The following is a 17,944-nucleotide window of genomic DNA, read 5'->3' on the forward strand; positions in this document are numbered from 1 at the left end:
CTCCCGAGCGCAGATCAACCGAAGAAGTAGTTCCAGAGAGCGCTGAACAGCTCCTGGACGGTCAGGTGCGCGAGCGCGTTGATGCCGGCGCGGACCCAGCCCGCCAGCCCGTTCCACCAGTTCTTGAAGGCGTTCAGTCCGTTCCGGAGCGCGGTCTTGAGCGCGGGGATGACGGACGAGGCGTTGCGCTTGAGCCAGTCGACGATCGGCCTGATCGGGACTCCGTCAGTGGAGGACCCACTGGTCGTTCCGGCCGGTCCGGTCGGTCCGGTCGTGGACGGAGACGACGCCGCGGGAGGCGCGACGGCGATCGCCGATGAACTGACGGCGCTGGACGAACTCGAGCTGACCGGTTGCGCTGAAGCAGCGGTCGCCCCGATCGTGCCCAGCATCGCTCCGCCCAGGATCGCTGCGACGACCGCACTCGTACGGATCTTCTTCATGGTGGTTCCCCTCGTGGAGGGCGGCTCCTTCACCACCGCTGAATCCACCATTTCAGATACCGAACTGGAATACCAATGAGAGGAGCTGTCAGCTCCCGATCGGCACCCACTCCGCCCCCACCCGGTACACCGCCGGCCCGTGCCCCGGCAGCACGATCGCCGGGTACGGCAGCACCCGCGCCGACTCCACGGCGAGCGCCTGGTCCGCCGTGAAGAACGGCGTGATCATCCGCGGCCGCGGCGCCCAGGACGCGGGCTGCGTGTCGTGGTGCGTGACGACCGCGTCCCCGGTGACGAGGGCGTCCGCGGCCGGGAGCAGGTACGTGGTGGACCCGGCGGTGTGCCCGGGTGCCGGCAGGGGGGTCATCGCACGGCCGTCGAAGTCGCGGGCCGTGAAGGCGCGGGCGCTCGGAACGGTGGTGGGTCGGAGGGCGTCGGACGCGACCGCGCGGGCGAGCCAGCGGAGCACGCGCGGTGCGGCGAGCCGTCCGCCGATCTCCGCCGGGGTGACCTGCTGCCGGTCGGGGCCGCGGACGTTGTCGACCTCGTCGGCGTGCGCGAGCACCTCGACGTGCGGGAAGCGCTCGAGGATCCCGGGCAGGCCGCCGACGTGGTCGACGTGCCCGTGCGTGACGTAGACGCGGCGGAGGTCCTCGAGGTCGTGTCCGGCGAGCAGCACGCTGTCGAGCACGAGGTCGGTGTCGGCCGGGTAGCCCGCGTCGATGAGAGCGACGCCGTCCTCCTCCGCCAGGACGACCCAGTTCGACACCGGCCCCTCGACGAAGACCACACCGGGTGCGACGGAGACGACGGAGCGCGGAGCACGAGGAGCCATCCCCCGACGCTACCGCCCGGCGTTACCGCCCGCCCTCGTCCGACAGGTCGCCGGGCCGGTGTCCCTCCGCGTCGCGACGGGCGCGTGTCTGGACGGCCCGGGCCTCCAGTGCGTCGTCGTCCGGGTACCCGACCTCGGTGAGGGTGAGTCCGCGGGCCGGGGCGGTGGTGAAGGCGCTGGTGCGTTCCGCCGCGACGCGGAGCCCGTCGAGTTCGTCCGGCGTCAGCCGGCCCTCGCCGACGGCGAGGGTGCCGCCGACCATCGCGCGCACCATGGAGTGACAGAAGGCGTCGGCCTGGAGGCTCGCCACCAGCACGCCGTCCGGCTCACGGTCCCAGCGGAACTCCTGCAGGGTCCGGATCGTGGTCGCGCCGACCCGCGGCTTGCAGAACGCCGCGAAGTCGTGCAGCCCGAGCAGCCGCAGCGCACCGCGCTCCATCGACGCCGGGTCGAGGCGCCCCGGGTACCAGGTCGTGTGCCCGCGGCGGAGGGGGTCGCGGAGGGCGTCGACGTCGGCGACCCGGTACCGGTAGCGCCGCCAGAGCGGGGAGAACCGGGCGTCGAAGCCGGCCGGGGCGACACGCACGCTGCGGACGACGACGTCCCCGTCGGCGCCGGCGAGCCCGTTGAGCCGTCGGACGAGCCCGCTGAAGGCGTCGCGGACGGTGCCGTCGGCGCTCGGACGCTTCGGCCGGGTCAGGGCGGCCCACTGGTCCGGGCTGAGGTCGAGGTGCGCGACCTGTCCGGTGGCGTGGACGCCGGCATCGGTGCGCCCGGCGACCGTCAGCCGGGGTGGTTCGCCCCACCGGGTGAAGACGGTGGCGAGGGCGTCCTCGAGCACACCCTGCACGGTCCGGAGTGCGGGCTGCCGCGCCCATCCGGAGAAGCCGGAACCGTCGTACGCCAGGTCGATCCGCAGTCGCACGCCGGTGTCGTCTGCGCCGGTGTCGTCTGGTGTCCGGGCCGTCTCGCTCACGCCCTCCACGGTACCGATGTCAGCGCCGCGTCAGTGCCGCGTGAGCGGTGCTCGGCAGTGTCCTCCCCGTACACGACGTCGACGGAAGGACACGACGATGACCACGACACCGCTCGCGGTGGAGGCCTCGGGCCTCGTGAAGACGTTCGGCAGCAACCGGGCCGTGGACGGCGTCGACCTGCGGGTCGAGGCCGGCACGGTGTACGGCGTGCTCGGTCCGAACGGCGCCGGCAAGACCACCACGATCAGCATGCTCGCGACCCTGCTCCGCCTGGACGGCGGCGAGGCGCGGGTGTTCGGCCACGACGTCCGCCGGGAGCCGCACGTGGTGCGGCAGCTCATCGGTGTGACCGGCCAGTACGCCAGCGTCGACGAGACCCTGAGCGCGACCGAGAACCTCGTCGTCTTCGGCCGGCTGCTCGGGCTGTCCCGGACGGAGGCGAAGCGGAAGTCGACGGAGCTGCTCGAGCGCTTCGGCTTGAGCGAGGCCGCACGACGACCGCTCCGCGGGTTCTCCGGCGGCATGCGCCGACGGTTGGACCTGGCTGCGAGCCTCATCGCACAGCCGCCGCTGATCTTCCTCGACGAGCCGACGACGGGCCTCGATCCCCGGACCCGGGCGCAGATGTGGGACACGATCCGGGAGCTCGTCGCGACCGGGTCGACGGTGCTGCTGACGACGCAGTACCTCGACGAGGCCGACCAGCTCGCGGACCGGATCGCGGTGATCGACCACGGCCGGGTCGTGGCCGAGGGCACGAGCGACGAGTTGAAGGCCTCGGTCGGCACCGCGTCGCTGCAGCTCCGGCTGGCCGACTCGACGCCGGCACGACTGGCCGAGGCGTCCGACCTGGTGCTCCGCGTGCTCGGGACCGAGGCGGTGGCGAGCCCGGAGGGCTCCCGCCTGACCGCGCCGATGGCGGACCCCGACCGTGTCACCGACCTGCTCGTGTCCTTCCGGGACGCCGGCATCTCCCTCGCCGAGATGAGCGTGCAGAAGCCGACGCTCGACGAGGTCTTCCTCACCATCACCGGCGAGGGGGCGGGCGCTGGCACGCCTGCACCCGCCGCCCGCGCGCTCGAAGGGAGCAACGCATGAGCACGCTCACCACCCCCGACCTGGCCGCCGCACCGTCGGGTGCCCCGCGGGTCGCCCCGCGGCCCGGCGTCGGCGGATCCGGCCTGGCCGCGACCGTCCGGCAGTCGCTGACGATGGCGTACCGCGGCCTGGTCAAGGTCCGACGGACGCCGGAGCAGCTCTTCGACGTGACGCTCATGCCGATCGTGTTCACCGTGATGTTCACGTACATCTTCGGGGGCGCGATCGCCGGGGACGTCAGCAGCTACCTGCCGATCATCATCCCGGGCATCCTCGTGCAGACGAACATCACGTCGTCGATCGTCACCGGCGTGCAGCTCCGTGAGGACATGGACAAGGGCGTGTTCGACCGCTTCCGGTCGCTGCCGATCGCCCGTATCGCCCCGCTCGCCGGAGCGCTGCTCGCCGACACGGTCCGCTACGCGATCGCCACCACGATCACGTTCACGGTCGGGTTCATCATGGGGCTGCGTCCCGCCGGTGGCATCGGCGCGGTGCTGGTCGCCGGCCTGCTCGTCGTCGTCGTGGCCTGGGCGATCAGCTGGGTCTTCGCCTACTTCGGCGTCGTCGCCCGCACCGCGTCGAGCGTGTCGGGCATCTCGAACCTGGTGCTCTTCCCGCTGACGTTCCTGTCGAACGCGTTCGTCCCGGCGGACACGCTGCCGGACTGGCTGCACTGGTTCTCCGACGTGAACCCGATCTCGCACCTCATCACCGCGGTCCGCGACCTGGTCAACCACGGCACGGTCGGCGGCGACCTGTGGTTGAGCCTGCTCGGCGCAGCGGTCGTCGTCGCGGTGTTCGCCCCGCTCACCGTCCGGGCCTACATGCGGAAGGCCTGACCGCTTCGAGCGTCGCTCGCGCGGCAGCGACGGCCTCGGCCCGGGACATCCCGGCCGAGGCCGTCTCGGCGTCCTCCACGAGGGCCTCGCCGACCGCGGCCACGACCAGCGGCCGGAGCCGTCCGTGACCGAGGACCGCGAAGTCCTGCCGGGCACCCAGACGGAGCGCACTGGCCCAGGCAGCGGCGACCAGGGCCGGGTCGACTCCGCGGTCGATCGCCTCGAGCGTGGCGCCGAGGACGGCCGTCCCGACGACCGGCAGGTCGTTCCACAGCGACGGCATGCGGAGCGCGACCAGGGCGCTCACCCGGACCTGCCGGGCGAGGTCCGCACGGGCCTCCCGACCGGCGTCCTGGAGGCCCGCTGCGGCCCCGGCGGACCGGCCCTGCGCCGCCTCGTCCTGCGCGGCCAGGAGCGCCGCACCGATGACCATCACCCACTGGCTCGCCTCGCGCCGGTGCGGCACCACCTGGTCCCAGGCCCGCCGGTACTCGACGACCGCGCGTGCGGGGTCCCCCTCGGTCCGTGCGACCTCGGCCCGGACCGCGTGCGCGAGCAGCGTCATCTGCGCCCGCTCCCCGCCGGGGCCGCCACCCGGGCCACCGACCGGTCCGGAACCGGGGGACGCCGGGAGCGCGGCGAGTTCGGCCGCCAACGAGCGGGCGCGGTCGACGTCCCCGGTCGCCGCGGCGCTCAACCCGACGCTCCACCCGACCTCGACCAGGTCGTCCTCGGCGCCGAACTGCTCGAGCCGTTCGCGGGCTGTGGCCGCCGCGGCGAGTGCCTGCTCGTACCGACCGAGTTGCCCGGCGAGCTGCGTCACCGAGACGGCCGCGGTGCCCGAGGTCCAGACGTCACCGGCCTGCTCGGCGAGCAGCCGCGCGCGGGTCGAGAAGCCGAGGGCGCGTTCGAGCTCACCGTCGTTCTCGGTCAACGGCGCGCTGAGCAGGTGCGCCAGGCACGCCACTCCGGTGTCCGGGTCCTCGCGGAGTCGGGTCAGGGCGGTCTCACCCGCGGCCCGACGGCCGAGGGTGAGGAGCAGCTCGGCCTGGGCGTCGACCACCGGGACGCCGGTCACGCCGGCCCGGTGCAGGCGGCGGAGCGCGGCGCGGGCGCGCACCGAGGTGCGGCGGTCGGAGAAGGCGGCGGTCGCGCAGGCGATGACGAGGCCGAGGACGGCGGCCGTCCGCACGCCGGTCGCGGGCTCGGGCTCGGGCTCGGGCTCGGGCTCGGGCTCGGGCTCGGGTGGGACGGTGCGGAGGACGGCCACGACGTCGGACGCGATCGCCGCGACCTCGCCGTGGGCCCCACGGAACGACCAGTACCCGGCGAGCGCCGAGAAGAGCGGCGCGACCGCGACGGCGTCCTCGGCGCGCAGGTTCCAGCGCAGCATCGTGACGAGGTTGTCGGCCTCGCGTTCGAGCACCCGGAAGCGCACGACCTGGTCCGTGGTCCGCACGATGAACAGGTCGTGCTCGGCCGCGACCCGGCAGGCCCAGCGGGTCATCGCCGCACGGACGTCCCCGGTGGCGCCGGACTCCTCCAGCCGTGCGGCACCGAACTCGCGGACGGTCTCGAGCAGGCGGTAGCGGACGGGCTCGCCCTCCTGCTCGACGAGCTGCACGAGGGACTGCTCCACCAGTTCGGCCAGGTCGTCGAGGGCGTCGTGCACCCGGGACGGTGCGGCGACCGCTTCGACGGCGTCGACGGACAGGCCGTCCGGGAAGAGTGTGAGTCGGGTCAGCAGGTCGCGGGCCCCGTCGTCGAGCAGTCGCCAGCTCCACTCGATGACGGCGAGCAGGGTCCGGTGCCGTTCCGGGGCCGACCGGTCGCCACCGCGGAGCAGCGCGAAACGGTCGTCGAGTCGTCGTTCGATCTCGTCGACGCTCATCCCCCGGATCCGCGCGGCGGCCAGCTCGATCGCCAGCGGGGACCCGTCGAGCCGCGTGCAGATCCGGCGGACCGCGTCGACCGGCAGCACCGCACCCGGTCGTGCCGCGCGTGCCCGGTCGGTGAACAGGCGGACGGCGGCCCCGTCGGCTTCCACCGGCAGCGGCGCCAGCGGCGCGACGACCTCGCCGGCGACCGCGAGCGGCGCGCGCGAGGTCGTCAGGACCCGCAGTCCGGGCAGCTCCGCGAGCAGGTCGGCGGTGAACGCGGCGACGGGTTCGAGGATGTGCTCGCAGTTGTCGAGCACGAGCAGGGTGGGTTCCTCGCCGAGTGCTCGGACCACCCGGCTCCGCAGGTCGGCCACCACGGCGTCCCGCAGGCTCCGTGCGCTGCGGACCTCGGCGATCCCCAGCAGCGCACCGATCGCGGGGACCACGTCCTCGCCGGTGGTGAGCGGCGCGAGCTCGACCACGACGACACCGCAGGCGGGCGGGACCGTCGTCGCCGCGGCCTGCGCGAGTCGCGTCTTGCCGAGACCGCCGGCACCGAGGATCGTCACCAGCCGCGCCTGGGACAGGAGGCGCGTGACGGTGGCGAGGTCGGCCTCCCGTCCGATGAGCGCATTCGGCGCGGCCCGCAGCCCGACCCGCCGGACCGAGCCGCTGACGGGACCGGTGCTGCGGAGCACCTCGGCGTTGAGTCGCACCAGGTCGGCGGACGGATCGGCGCCGAGTTCGTCGGACAGCCGGTCGCGGTGCGCGGCGAAGACGGCGAGCGCCTCGGCTGCCTGTCCGGCACCGGCGAGGGCACGGACCAGCCCGGCGACGGCTGCCTCGTCGAACGGGTCGGCCGCGGCCTCGTCGCGCCAGAGGGCTGCGGCGGCATCCGGGTCGCCACTGGACTGGAGGACCGTGGCGAGTCGACGACGGAGGTCCCGTCGGACCGCGCCAGCCCGGTCGGCGAGCTCCCCGGCGACGGAACCCTCGAGGTCCCCTCCGGGCTCGCCGCGCCAGCGGTCCAGGGCCGCGCGCAGCACCGGCGCGTCCGGGGTGCCGCCGAGCATCCGTTCGGCCGCACCGAGGTCGGTCGCGTCGGTGTCCACGCCGAGGACGTACCCGGACGGGGTGGAGACGACGAGCCCGTCGGCGGTGGCGCGGCGGAGGCGCGAGACGAGCGTCTGCAGGGCCGCGCGGGCGCCCCTGGGTGGTTCGTCGGCCCACAGGTCGTCGATGAGGGACTCCGTGGTCACGGCGCGGCCGCGCGCCAGGACGAGCGCGGTGAGGAACGTCCGAGCCAGCGTCCCGGGGACCGGGACGAGGGCACCGGTCCGGTCCTCGGCGAGCACCGGACCGAGGACGGCGACACGGAGCTCGGGCACGCTCGGAGTCTAGGCGCGCCTCGTCACGCGATCGTGATGGGAACGGCCTCTGCTGCCGTCGTGCCCGCCCGTACCCTGAGCATGTGTCCACACGCTTCCGCCGTATCACGACCGCCGCCGTCGCGGTCACGGTCGTCCTCGGTCTGACGGCCTGCTCCGGCACCGACTCGTCGTCCGCGCCGGGTCCGACGTCGGGAGCTGCGAGCGGGACGACCTCCACGCCGGACACCGGGGCTGCCGGGTCCGACCAGGACGGTGCCGACCAGCGGGTCTCCTTCGGGCGCACCCCGGACAGCGCCGGATGGCCGAGCTGTGCGCAGCTGCTGCCGGGTGGCCTGGTCGAGGCGGTCATCCCGGGCGTCGCCGTCGAGGACCCGCTCACCGGGCAGGCGCACACCCTGGGCGCGTGGGCGTTCCCGCAAGCCGCCGGTGGCGCGTCCTGCTGGGCCACCAACGGGGTGTCCACGTTCGACGACGTCGCGGAAGCCCGGCGGGACGACCCCGTGTTCCAGGGCGTCCACGTGTCGGTGCTCCCCGACGCGACCCCCGAGTTCCGGGCTGCGGGCGGGAACGACGCCGCGGGCGCGAGCATGTCCACGACCGAGGTCCGCTGTGACGCGACGGATGCCGCACGCGTGCAGTGCCAGGGTGGCGTCCTGGCCGGTGACGCCTGGGTCGACGTCACGGCCGTCCGGGCGCAGGGCAGCGCCGCTGCGACGCCCGAGGCCGTGCTGCCCGCCTTCCGGACCCTCCTCGGACACGTGCAGCAGGACGTGGCGGACTCCGCCGGCGCGTCGGTGTCCACCGGTCACGCCGCAGCGAGCAGCCGACTGACGGTGTGCGACAGCAGCCGGGTGGACGACGTCAGCGACGCCGACCTCTCGACGCCGTCCGACGTGGCCACCGACACCGCCGCCGAACTCGGCGACTTCGCGATGCACCGGGTCGAGGGCGCCGTGTGTGTCTTCCGCTACGACGGCTCGGGGCGCTACCCGCTGACCGGTGCCGCGTACTCCGAACTGCCCGACGGTGGGTGGGTGCTCGAACAGCGGCTCGGCAACGGCACGGTCGACCGTTCCGGCCGACTCGACCTCGACGGACTCGAGAGCGGCGACGCCGCCTGGCGCACCTGCGACGACATGCTCTGCTCGGTGGACGTCCTGCGAGACGGCACCTGGGAGCACTTCGCGCTCTGGCGCGCGGTCGCGCCGGACACCACCTCGGCGATCGTCCGCTGGGTGGAGGCCTCGCTGGCCGCCTGAGCCGGCTACCGCTCCCGGGGGCGCTGCGGACGGCCCGTTCGCGGCCGTCGCCCGACCCGGTCGCGGACCCGCTCGCGGATTGGTCGCCGGTCCGTGTCGTCCGAGGGCCCGGTCGCGGTGTCCAGGTCCTGCGTCGCCTGGCGCTCGGACTCGACGATGCCGCGGAGCGACACCAGCGCGGACGAGGTCACCGCCACGTCCGACGGGTACTCGCGCGATGCGTCGAGCGCCCGCTCGAGTTCGGAGATCGCCCGGTCGCCCTCCTCCGGCGGGTGGTCGCCCCGGATCATCGCCGCCACCTGCCGGACCGCCGTCGTGAGCGGCACGGTGAACGCCTCGTCCGGCCGACCGAGGTTCGACGACACCGGGCCTGACCGGGCGACGAGTTCGGTGAGGTCCGTCGTGTACCAGGCGACCCGCTCGAGTGCGCGGAACCGGGAACCGTCGCGCTGCAACCGCGCACGCGATCCCCGGAGCGCTCCGCGGGGGTTGATGCGACGACTCTCCTGCGCGATCGACACCCGGCTCCGCACGTCGGCGATGGCACGGTCCACGCGGTCCTGCGCGCGGTCCCACGCCCGCTCGTCCCGCTCCCCCTGCTCGAGCACGTCGGCCAGTCCGTCGAGGTGTTCGGCCAGCACGCTGTTCACCTGGTCGATCCGACGTTCGGCGTCCCAGAAGCGCAGCGGTGGGAACACCAGGAAGTTCACCAACAGGCCGACGACCACACCGACCGCCATCTGCACGAGGTACCCGAGCGAGTACCCCTCGGCGTGGGCGCCGCCGACGAGCAGCACGAAGAGCGCCGCCGTGGAGACCCACGAACTCCCCTCGCCGAGGATCCGGAACCCACCGACGAGCACACCGACGCCGACCGCGAGGGCGACCGCCAGGACTCTCGGGTCGCCCACCCACATCGTGAAGGCGGCGACGGCGATGCCCAGGGCGATGCCGACCAGGGTCTGCACGCCGCTGCGGAGGCCGGCGAACACCGTCGTCTGCATGGCGACCACCGCACCGAGCGGGGCGTAGTACGGGTAGTCGGACGCGACGCCCGGGACGTGCCGGGCGATCATCCATGCGAGCGCTGCGGCGGCGGCGGCCTTGCCGGCGTGCAGCAGGCGCGGCTGTGTTCCGGAACTCCGGCTCCACCGCCACACGCGCGTGCCGACCCCGGCGATGTGCTGGAACTGCATGGGTGCTCTCGTCTCGTCGGCCGGCACCGTGGCGGCGGGCGCTGGGCGTGCCTCCCGGCCGCGCGGGTCCACGCACGAACACGGGAGGGCCCCCGCAGCCTGCGCTGCGAGGGCCCTCCCGTGTGGTGCGGTGTGACTACTTGGACGTGTCCGCGGCGTCGTCCGACTTGGCGGCGGCGTCGGCCTCGACCTCAGCGGCAGCGTCGGTCGTGGTCTCCTCGGCGACCGGCGTCGACTCCTCGGTGGTCTCGGTCTCCTCGACCGGGGCCTCCGTGGTGTCGGACTCCGTCGCGGCCGGCGCTGCGGCGGCCGGAGCAGCCGTGCGCGAGACCGGAGCAGGCGTGCTCGACACGGGCTCGAGGACGAGCTCGATCGAGGCGAGCGGCGCGTTGTCGCCCTTGCGGAAGCCGAGCTTCGTGATGCGGGTGTATCCGCCCTGGCGGTCGGCCACCTGCGGCGCGATCTCCGTGAACAGCGTGTGCACGACGGTCTTGTCGCGCAGGGCTGCGATCACACGACGACGAGCGTGCAGGTCGCCACGCTTCGCGAACGTGATGAGCCGCTCGGCGACCGGGCGGAGGCGCTTGGCCTTCGTCTCGGTCGTGGTGATGCGGCCGTGCGTGAACAGGGCGTTGGCGAGGTTGCTCAGGAGCAGGCGCTCGTGGGCGGGACCGCCACCGAGGCGGGGGCCCTTGGTGGGCTTCGGCATGTCAGTTCTCCAGTGGTGATGGTGGTGCGCCCCGTGTCAGGAGCGCGTGCGCGTCAGCGCGAGGTCAGTTGCTGGACTCGTCCTCGTCGTACCCGCTGTAGAAGTGGGCACCATCGAATCCGGGGACGGTGTCCTTGAGGGACAGGCCGAGCTCGGTGAGCTTGTCCTTGACCTCGTCCACCGACTTCTGGCCGAAGTTGCGGATGTTCATGAGCTGCGTCTCCGAGAGAGCGACGAGCTCGGACACCGTGTTGATGCCCTCGCGCTTCAGGCAGTTGTAGCTCCGGACCGACAGGTCGAGGTCCTCGATCGGCGTCTGCAGCTCGTTCGACAGCACGGCGTCGACCGGCGCGGGGCCGATCTCGATGCCTTCAGCCGCCGTGTTGAGCTCGCGGGCGAGCCCGAACAGCTCGACGAGCGTGCGACCGGCCGACGCGATGGCGTCGCGCGGCGTGATCGCGGGCTTCGACTCGACGTCGACGACCAGACGGTCGAAGTCCGTACGCTCACCCGCACGCGTCGCCTCGACGCGGTAGGTGACCTTGAGCACGGGCGAGTAGATCGAGTCGATCGGGATCTGACCGGCTTCGCTGAACTCCGAACGGTTCTGGGTCGCCGAGACGTAGCCGCGGCCACGCTCGATCGTCAGCTCCAGCTCGAAGCGCGCGGAGTCGTTCAGGGTCGCGATGACGAGGTCCGGGTTGTGGATCTCGACACCGGCCGGCGCGGAGATGTCCGCAGCGGTGACCTGACCGGCGCCCTGCTTGCGCAGGTAGGCGGTGATCGGCTCGTCGTGCTCACTGGAGACGACCAGGCTCTTGATGTTCAGGATGATCTCGGTGACGTCCTCCTTGACACCGGGAACGGTGCTGAACTCGTGGAGGACACCGTCGATGCGGATGCTCGTGACGGCAGCACCCGGGATGGACGAGAGGAGCGTGCGGCGCAGCGAGTTGCCGAGGGTGTACCCGAAGCCCGGCTCGAGCGGTTCGATGACGAAGCGCGAGCGGAATTCGGAGATGGACTCCTCGTTCAGGGTGGGGCGCTGTGCAATGAGCACTGTGGAATTCCTTTCGGCGAAGTGTCCGCTATATGACACTTGGCGGTACGACGGGGCCGGCCGGGCCCCGACGGGTCTGTTTCAGTTGTGATCACGCGCACAGGAGTGCGCGATCGAACGACCAGGAATGGCCGCCCCCACTCGTCCCGGTCAGGGAACGAGCGGGGAACGGCCGGTTGCTCCTCGCGTCAGACGCGGCGGCGCTTCGGCGGGCGACACCCGTTGTGCGCCTGCGGCGTCACGTCGTTGATCGAGCCGACCTCGAGGCCAGCGGCCTGGAGCGAACGGATCGCCGTCTCGCGACCCGAACCCGGGCCCTTGACGAAGACGTCGACCTTCTTGACGCCGTGCTCCGCTGCCTGGCGGGCAGCCGACTCGGCGGCGAGCTGCGCCGCGAACGGCGTCGACTTGCGCGAGCCCTTGAAGCCGACGGCCCCGGAGGACGCCCAGCTGAGGACGGCACCCGACGGGTCGGTGATGCTGACGATGGTGTTGTTGAACGTGCTCTTGATGTGGGCCTGGCCCACAGCGACGTTCTTCTTCTCCTTGCGGCGCGGCTTGCGCGCGGCGGTCTTGGGGGTAGCCATCGTGATCTCCTATCGAGCCTTCTTCTTGCCTGCCACGGTGCGCTTCGGGCCCTTGCGGGTACGAGCGTTCGTCTTGGTGCGCTGACCGCGCACCGGGAGACCGCGACGGTGGCGGAGACCCTCGTAGCTACCGATCTCGACCTTGCGGCGGATGTCGGCGGCGACCTCACGGCGGAGGTCACCCTCCACCTTGAAGGTGCCCTCGATGAAGTCACGGAGGGCGACGAGCTGGTCGTCGGTGAGGTCCTTGACGCGGATGTCGCCGGAGATGCCGGTCTCCGCGAGCGTCTGGACGGCGCGGGTACGGCCGACCCCGTAGATGTAGGTGAGTGCGATCTCCACGCGCTTCTCGCGCGGGATGTCGACGCCTGCTAGACGTGCCATTGTGCTGGCTGCTCCTGTTGTCGATGGAGGTGTGGCGCAGTGCCGGTGCCCGGGCCTCCGACCCGAGGTGTCCCCCGCCCGCTGGTGCGGACGGGATCTGACACTGCGTTGTCGATGTTCAGTTGTGGGTCGTGCTCGAGCCGCTGGCAGTCTCTCGACTGGCGGCCCCGGTCGTGCAACCGGACCGGAGTCCGTTCCGGAGCAGCTCTCGCTGGTCCGTCAGGGACTAACCCTGGCGCTGCTTGTGACGCGGGTTGCTCTTGCAGATCACCATGACGCGGCCCTTGCGGCGGATGACGCGGCAGTGCTCGCAGATGGGCTTGACGCTGGGGTTGACCTTCATTGTTCGTTCCTCGTGCTCGCTGGCTTCGTGCTCGGCGGGTTCGCCTTGCCGTTCCTTTCCAGCTCGCGGATCACTTGTAGCGGTAGACGATCCGGCCGCGGGTCAGGTCGTACGGGCTCAGCTCCACGATCACGCGGTCCTCGGGGAGGATGCGGATGTAGTGCTGGCGCATCTTCCCGGAGATGTGCGCGAGGACCTTGTGTCCGTTGGTCAGCTCAACGCGGAACATCGCGTTGGGCAGAGCTTCGAGCACCGAGCCTTCGATCTCGATGACGCCGTCTTTCTTGGCCATAGCCTCACTGTCGCTTGGTTGGATTACCGGTGTGATCCCCGAGCCGGTCTGCGGGTTCGGGCGCCACGCCAGAAGGCATGGCACACCAAAGATCGATCTTATGTGGTAGTCGGCGGATTGCCAAGTGCGGGTTCCGTGCTGCGCGCGTCGGGCCCCGGTCCGGCGCGCGGCGAGCACCCGTGCGGCAGGGGCCGAGCACCCCAGTGCAGGGGGTGGATCGTCCGTCCGGGTCCGCGGATGCGCTGTTCCACAGGGATCTCCTGGCCACACCGTCGTCGCCACCGAGCCCGGAGCCGTACGGTGACGGGAGCAGTGACCGAAGGAGAACCCCGTGCCCGACGCCCCCGGCCGCACGCGCCCTGTCGCGCGACACGGTCGCCTCCCCCGCCGACGCGGGTGGACGACCCTGCTCACCGTCGTCGCCGCCGCCGCCGCGGTGGTGCTGGTCAGCGGCACCAGCGTCGCCACCATCGCCGCAGCGCAGCTCGCCGCCGCACCGCGGACCGTGCAGCTGAGCACCGACGACCAGAGCACCGCGAAGACCGCCGACGTCACCGCGATCAGGGGCGGTGCGAACATCCTGCTCATCGGCAGCGACACCCGCATCGGACAGTTCGACTCCGACGAGGACGTCGAGGGCGCCCGGAACGACGTCACGATGCTCATCCACGTGTCCGAGGACCACCAGCAGCTCACCGCCGTCAGCTTCCCCCGCGACCTCATGGTCCCGATCCCGGCCTGCACCAACCCGGAGACCGGCACCACCTACCCGGCCGCGTCGTCCGCGCAGTTCAACACGGCCCTCGGGAACGGTGGTGTCTCCTGCGTCGTCGACACGGTCGAGAACCTCACCGGTCTGACGGTCCCGTACGCCGGACTCATCACCTTCGACGGCGTGATCGAGATGTCGAACGCCCTCGGCGGGGTCGACGTCTGCGTGGCCTCCCCGATCGACGACACGTACACGGGGCTGCACCTCAGCGCCGGCGCCCACTCGCTGCAGGGCTCGGACGCCCTCGCCTTCCTGCGGTCCCGGCACGGCGTCGGCGACGGCAGCGACCTGGCGCGGATCAGCTCGCAGCAGGTGTTCCTGTCGGCGCTGCTCCGCCAGGTGACGTCGAACGGCACGCTCTCGAACCCGATCACGCTCTACAAGCTCGCCGGTGCGGCGCTGTCGAACATGACGCTCTCGGACGGCCTCGCCCAGACCCGCACCCTGGTCGGGCTCGCCTCCGCACTCCGGGGGATGAGCACGTCGAGCATGTTGTTCGTCCAGTACCCCGTCGTCGACGATCCGGCGGACTCTGCCCGCGTGGTCGTCGACGAGGCGAACGCCCACACCCTCAACGTCGCCCTGCAGACGGACGAGCGGACGACGCTCAACGACTCCTCCACGGGTCGAGCCTCGCGGGAGTCGTCCGACACCGCGAGCCCGTCGGCCTCCGCGGCACCGTCGGCCCCCGCGACGACGCCCGGTGCTGCGACGCCGGCCCCGGAGACACCCGCTCCGGAGACCACGACGACCAGCAGCCCGTCCTCGACGCCACTGCCCTCGTCCATCACCGGCCAGAGTGCCGCCGAGCAGACTTGCTCGGTGGGGAACTGACCCCGACGCCCCAGGGCCGCGACGCGGCGCGACCACGACATGACGGGAGGCCCGTCGCCAGCAGGCGACGGGCCTCCCGTCATGTGGGCCGGTGCGTCGGCACGCCTCGGAGCACGACCCCGACGCGGGTGGAGTCGGGGAACCGTTCCGCAGCCCCGTGGACCGTGTGGCCGTCCGGCTCCCTGGCGCAGTCCGCTAGGGGACCGGGACCGGCGTCACGCCGAGCGGCTCGAGGCCGGCGGCACCACCGTCGGCAGCCGTGAGGACCCAGATGCCACCGGGATGGACCGCGACGCTGTGCTCCCAGTGGGCGGCGTCGGAACCGTCGAGCGTCCGCACGGTCCACTCGTCGGCGTCGGTCGAGCTGTCGATCGTGCCCGCGGTGACCATCGGTTCGATGGCGACGGCCAGGCCCGGCTTGACGGCAGGCCCGGCGCCACGGACCCGGTGGTTGAACACCGGTGGTTCCTCGTGCATCGAACGCCCGATGCCGTGCCCCGTGTAGTCCTCGACGATGCCCCAGTCACCGGTCTCGTCGATGGCGTCCTCGACCGCCGCGCCGACCTCGTGCAGGTGCTTCGCGTGCGCGAGGGCGGCGACCCCGTGCCAGAGCGCGCGTTCGGTGGTGTCGCAGAGCTTCTGACGCGCCGTGGCCGTGGTGGCGTCACCACCGGGCACGACGACGGTGAAGGCGCTGTCGCCGTTCCACCCGTCGACCTCGGCGCCGGCGTCGACCGAGACGATGCCACCTGGCTCGAGGGTGCGGTCCCCCGGGATGCCGTGCACGATTTCGTCGTTCACCGAGACGCACAGCGTGTGTCGGTAGCCGGGGACCAGCTGGAAGTTCGGCACACCGCCGCCGTCGCGGATGGTGCGCTCCGCGATCGCGTCGAGCTCACCCGTGGTGACGCCCGGCCGGACAGCGGCGCGGACGGCGTCGAGCGCCTGCGCCGTGAGCAGCCCGGGGCGCACCATGGCGCGGAGCTCCTCGGGCGTCTTGTAGATCGATGGCTTCCGGAGACGCGACACGGAGCTCAGACCGAGGCTGCGAGGCCGCGGGCAGAGAGCGCCGCAGCGATCCGGTCGCCGACCTCGTCGACCGCGCCGAGGCCGTCGACGTCCACGACCAGCCCACGCTCCTGGTAGACCGCCACGAGCGGAGCGGTCTGCTCCTGGTACACCTGCTGACGGCGGCGGATGGTCTGCTCGTTGTCGTCGGCGCGGCCCTGGTCGGCCGCACGGTTGAGCAGTCGCCCGACCAGCGCGTCCTGGTCCGCGACCAGCTGCACGACGGCGTCGATCCCGGTGCCCTGCTCGGCGAGCAGCCCGTCCAGGTACTCGACCTGGGCCGGCGTCCGCGGGTAACCGTCGAGGAGGAACCCGTCAGCGGCATCCGACTCGGCGAGGCGGTCGCGGACCAGCTCGTTCGTCAGGTCGTCCGGGACGTAGTCGCCCGCGTCCATGATCGCCTGCGCACGCTGACCGAGGGGCGTGCCCTCGGCGACGTTCTTCCGGAAGATGTCCCCGGTCGAGATCGCGGGGATCCCGAAGGACGACGCGATCCGACCGGCCTGCGTGCCCTTCCCGGCTCCGGGAGGTCCGACGATGACGAGACGTGCGCTCAACGGAGAAGCCCTTCGTAGTGACGTTGCTGCAGCTGCGAGTCGATCTGCTTCACCGTCTCGAGGCCGACACCCACGATGATCAGGATGCTGGCACCGCCGAACGGGAAGTTCTGGTTCGCCCCGAACAGCGCCAGTGCTGCGAGCGGGATGAGTGCGATGAGACCGAGGTAGAGCGCACCGGGCAACGTCACCCGGGTCAGGACGTAGTCGAGGTACTCGGCGGTCGGACGTCCGGCACGGATGCCCGGGATGAACCCGCCGTACTTCTTCATGTTGTCGGCGACCTCTTCGGGGTTGAAGGTGATCGCGACGTAGAAGTACGTGAAGCCGACGATGAGCAGGAAGTACAGGACCATGTAGAACCAGTTGTCACCCGAGGTCAGGTTGCTCTGGATCCAGGTCACCCACGGGGCCGGCGCGGAGCCGTCCGAGGGCTGGTTGAACTGCGCGATCAGCGCCGGCAGGTAGAGCAGCGACGACGCGAAGATGACGGGCACGACGCCGGCCATGTTCACCTTGATCGGGATGTACGTGTTGTTGCCGCCGTACGTACGCCGCCCGACCATGCGCTTGGCGTACTGCACCGGGATCCGTCGTTGCGACTGCTCGACGAACACGACGGCCATCATGATCACCAGTCCGACCAGGATCACGAAGAGGAACAGCTCGAAGGACTGCGACTGCTCGATCGCCCACAGGGCGGACGGGAACTGCGCGGCGATCGAGGTGAAGATGAGCAGCGACATGCCGTTGCCGATGCCGCGCTCGGTGACGAGCTCGCCCATCCACATGATGAGGCCGGTACCGGCGGTCAGGGTGATGACCATGAGCAGGATCGCGTACCAGCTGTCGTTGGAGATGATCGACGTGCAGGACGCCGAGGCGCTCGTGCCGAACAGCGCGCCCGAGCGGGCGACGGTGATCAGGGTGGTGGACTGCAGCACGCCCAGCGCGATGGTGAGGTAGCGCGTGTACTGCGTCAGCTTGGCCTGACCCGACTGACCCTCCTTGTAGAGGGAGTCGAAGTGCGGGATGACCACGCGCAGGAGCTGCACGATGATCGACGACGTGATGTACGGCATGATCCCGAGCGCGAACACCGACAGCTTGAGGAGCGCGCCGCCGGAGAACAGGTTGATCAGGTCGTAGAGGCCGCCGGAGGACGACGCGGACGCCAGGCAGGCCTGGACGCTGGCGTAGTCGACGAACGGTGCGGGGATGTACGAGCCCAGGCGGAACAGCGCGATGATCGCCAGGGTGAAGCCGATCTTCTTGCGAAGATCTGGGGTGCGCATGATGCGCGCGACCGCTCTGAACACGAGTTACTCCGAACTTCTGTGACCGGTCGAGCCGGTCGAGCCGGGCGAGGTGCCCGTGGCCGGAAGCGCCGACCCCGTGGCCCGTTGACGCACGTCGA

General features: G+C 71.7%; 18 protein-coding genes. 4 read left to right on the top strand and 14 right to left on the bottom strand.

Annotated elements, in window-relative coordinates:
• Window positions 1-14: 14 nt before the first annotated feature.
• The 3 genes from DEJ25_RS00805 to DEJ25_RS00815 form a co-directional block, all read right to left on the bottom strand.
• Entirely contained in the window at window positions 15-443 is a 429-nt protein-coding gene (locus tag DEJ25_RS00805) for a hypothetical protein (protein WP_110903543.1), read from the bottom strand.
• 88 nt (window positions 444-531) lie between these two features.
• Entirely contained in the window at window positions 532-1,278 is a 747-nt protein-coding gene (locus DEJ25_RS00810) for an MBL fold metallo-hydrolase (RefSeq protein WP_110903544.1), read from the bottom strand.
• A gap of 22 nt (window positions 1,279-1,300) precedes the next feature.
• Window positions 1,301-2,254, bottom strand: coding sequence for a tRNA pseudouridine synthase A (locus DEJ25_RS00815; protein ID WP_375334526.1), 954 nt, complete (start codon window positions 2,252-2,254; stop codon window positions 1,301-1,303).
• A gap of 97 nt (window positions 2,255-2,351) precedes the next feature.
• Between DEJ25_RS00815 and DEJ25_RS00820 the strand changes: the two genes are divergently transcribed.
• Window positions 2,352-3,353: an ATP-binding cassette domain-containing protein gene (locus DEJ25_RS00820; RefSeq protein WP_111043481.1), complete on the top strand. Its 1,002-nt coding sequence runs from the start codon at window positions 2,352-2,354 to the stop codon at window positions 3,351-3,353.
• Window positions 3,350-4,195: an ABC transporter permease gene (locus tag DEJ25_RS00825; protein WP_111043482.1), complete on the top strand. Its 846-nt coding sequence runs from the start codon at window positions 3,350-3,352 to the stop codon at window positions 4,193-4,195. Before DEJ25_RS00820 ends, DEJ25_RS00825 begins: the two co-directional genes overlap by 4 nt.
• Here the strand turns inward: DEJ25_RS00825 and DEJ25_RS00830 are convergent.
• Complete coding sequence (locus tag DEJ25_RS00830; RefSeq protein ID WP_111043483.1) at window positions 4,164-7,463, bottom strand: BTAD domain-containing putative transcriptional regulator; 3,300 nt, start codon at window positions 7,461-7,463, stop codon at window positions 4,164-4,166. The genes DEJ25_RS00825 and DEJ25_RS00830 overlap by 32 nt on opposite strands.
• An 83-nt stretch (window positions 7,464-7,546) precedes the next feature.
• Here DEJ25_RS00830 and DEJ25_RS00835 point away from each other — a divergent pair, with 83 nt between their 5' ends.
• Window positions 7,547-8,725 carry a hypothetical protein gene (locus tag DEJ25_RS00835; protein WP_111043484.1) on the top strand — a complete coding sequence of 393 codons (1,179 nt, stop codon included), beginning with the start codon at window positions 7,547-7,549 and terminating at the stop codon, window positions 8,723-8,725.
• Between the two features lie 5 nt (window positions 8,726-8,730).
• On the opposite strand, the gene DEJ25_RS00840 is transcribed toward DEJ25_RS00835, so the two are convergent.
• The 7 genes from DEJ25_RS00840 to infA form a co-directional block, all read right to left on the bottom strand.
• Window positions 8,731-9,921, bottom strand: coding sequence for an FUSC family protein (locus DEJ25_RS00840; protein WP_111043485.1), 1,191 nt, complete (start codon window positions 9,919-9,921; stop codon window positions 8,731-8,733).
• Window positions 9,922-10,057: 136 nt separating this feature from the next.
• Window positions 10,058-10,630, bottom strand: a complete 573-nt coding sequence (gene rplQ, locus DEJ25_RS00845; protein ID WP_111043486.1) for a 50S ribosomal protein L17 — start codon at window positions 10,628-10,630, stop codon at window positions 10,058-10,060.
• 64 nt (window positions 10,631-10,694) lie between these two features.
• Window positions 10,695-11,690 (bottom strand): DNA-directed RNA polymerase subunit alpha, encoded by a 996-nt coding sequence (locus DEJ25_RS00850; RefSeq protein ID WP_110824226.1) that lies wholly within the window; start codon window positions 11,688-11,690, stop codon window positions 10,695-10,697.
• A 188-nt stretch (window positions 11,691-11,878) separates the two neighbouring features.
• Complete coding sequence (gene rpsK / locus DEJ25_RS00855) at window positions 11,879-12,277, bottom strand: 30S ribosomal protein S11 (protein WP_110824227.1); 399 nt, start codon at window positions 12,275-12,277, stop codon at window positions 11,879-11,881.
• Window positions 12,278-12,286: 9 nt separating this feature from the next.
• Entirely contained in the window at window positions 12,287-12,661 is a 375-nt protein-coding gene (rpsM, locus tag DEJ25_RS00860) for a 30S ribosomal protein S13 (RefSeq protein WP_110903552.1), read from the bottom strand.
• Window positions 12,662-12,887: 226 nt separating this feature from the next.
• Complete coding sequence (rpmJ, locus tag DEJ25_RS00865) at window positions 12,888-13,004, bottom strand: 50S ribosomal protein L36 (protein ID WP_022903266.1); 117 nt, start codon at window positions 13,002-13,004, stop codon at window positions 12,888-12,890.
• A 70-nt stretch (window positions 13,005-13,074) separates the two neighbouring features.
• Complete coding sequence (gene infA, locus DEJ25_RS00870) at window positions 13,075-13,296, bottom strand: translation initiation factor IF-1 (RefSeq protein WP_017885509.1); 222 nt, start codon at window positions 13,294-13,296, stop codon at window positions 13,075-13,077.
• 331 nt (window positions 13,297-13,627) lie between these two features.
• Between infA and DEJ25_RS00875 the strand changes: the two genes are divergently transcribed.
• On the top strand, window positions 13,628-14,902 hold the full coding sequence (locus DEJ25_RS00875; protein ID WP_111043487.1) for an LCP family protein: 1,275 nt from the start codon (window positions 13,628-13,630) through the stop codon (window positions 14,900-14,902).
• A gap of 195 nt (window positions 14,903-15,097) precedes the next feature.
• Here DEJ25_RS00875 and map read toward each other — a convergent pair whose 3' ends face one another.
• Genes map through secY form a run of 3 tightly spaced genes read right to left on the bottom strand, consistent with a single transcriptional unit; the run spans window position 15,098 to window position 17,846 of the window.
• Entirely contained in the window at window positions 15,098-15,877 is a 780-nt protein-coding gene (map, locus tag DEJ25_RS00880) for a type I methionyl aminopeptidase (RefSeq protein WP_375334530.1), read from the bottom strand.
• A gap of 59 nt (window positions 15,878-15,936) precedes the next feature.
• Window positions 15,937-16,527, bottom strand: coding sequence for an adenylate kinase (locus DEJ25_RS00885; protein WP_111043489.1), 591 nt, complete (start codon window positions 16,525-16,527; stop codon window positions 15,937-15,939).
• Window positions 16,524-17,846 (bottom strand): preprotein translocase subunit SecY, encoded by a 1,323-nt coding sequence (gene secY, locus DEJ25_RS00890; protein WP_110824231.1) that lies wholly within the window; start codon window positions 17,844-17,846, stop codon window positions 16,524-16,526. The genes DEJ25_RS00885 and secY overlap by 4 nt, the downstream gene beginning before the upstream one ends.
• Window positions 17,847-17,944: the final 98 nt, after the last annotated feature.

This window comes from Curtobacterium sp. MCPF17_011 (genome assembly GCF_003234145.1).
GTDB lineage: Bacteria > Actinomycetota > Actinomycetes > Actinomycetales > Microbacteriaceae > Curtobacterium.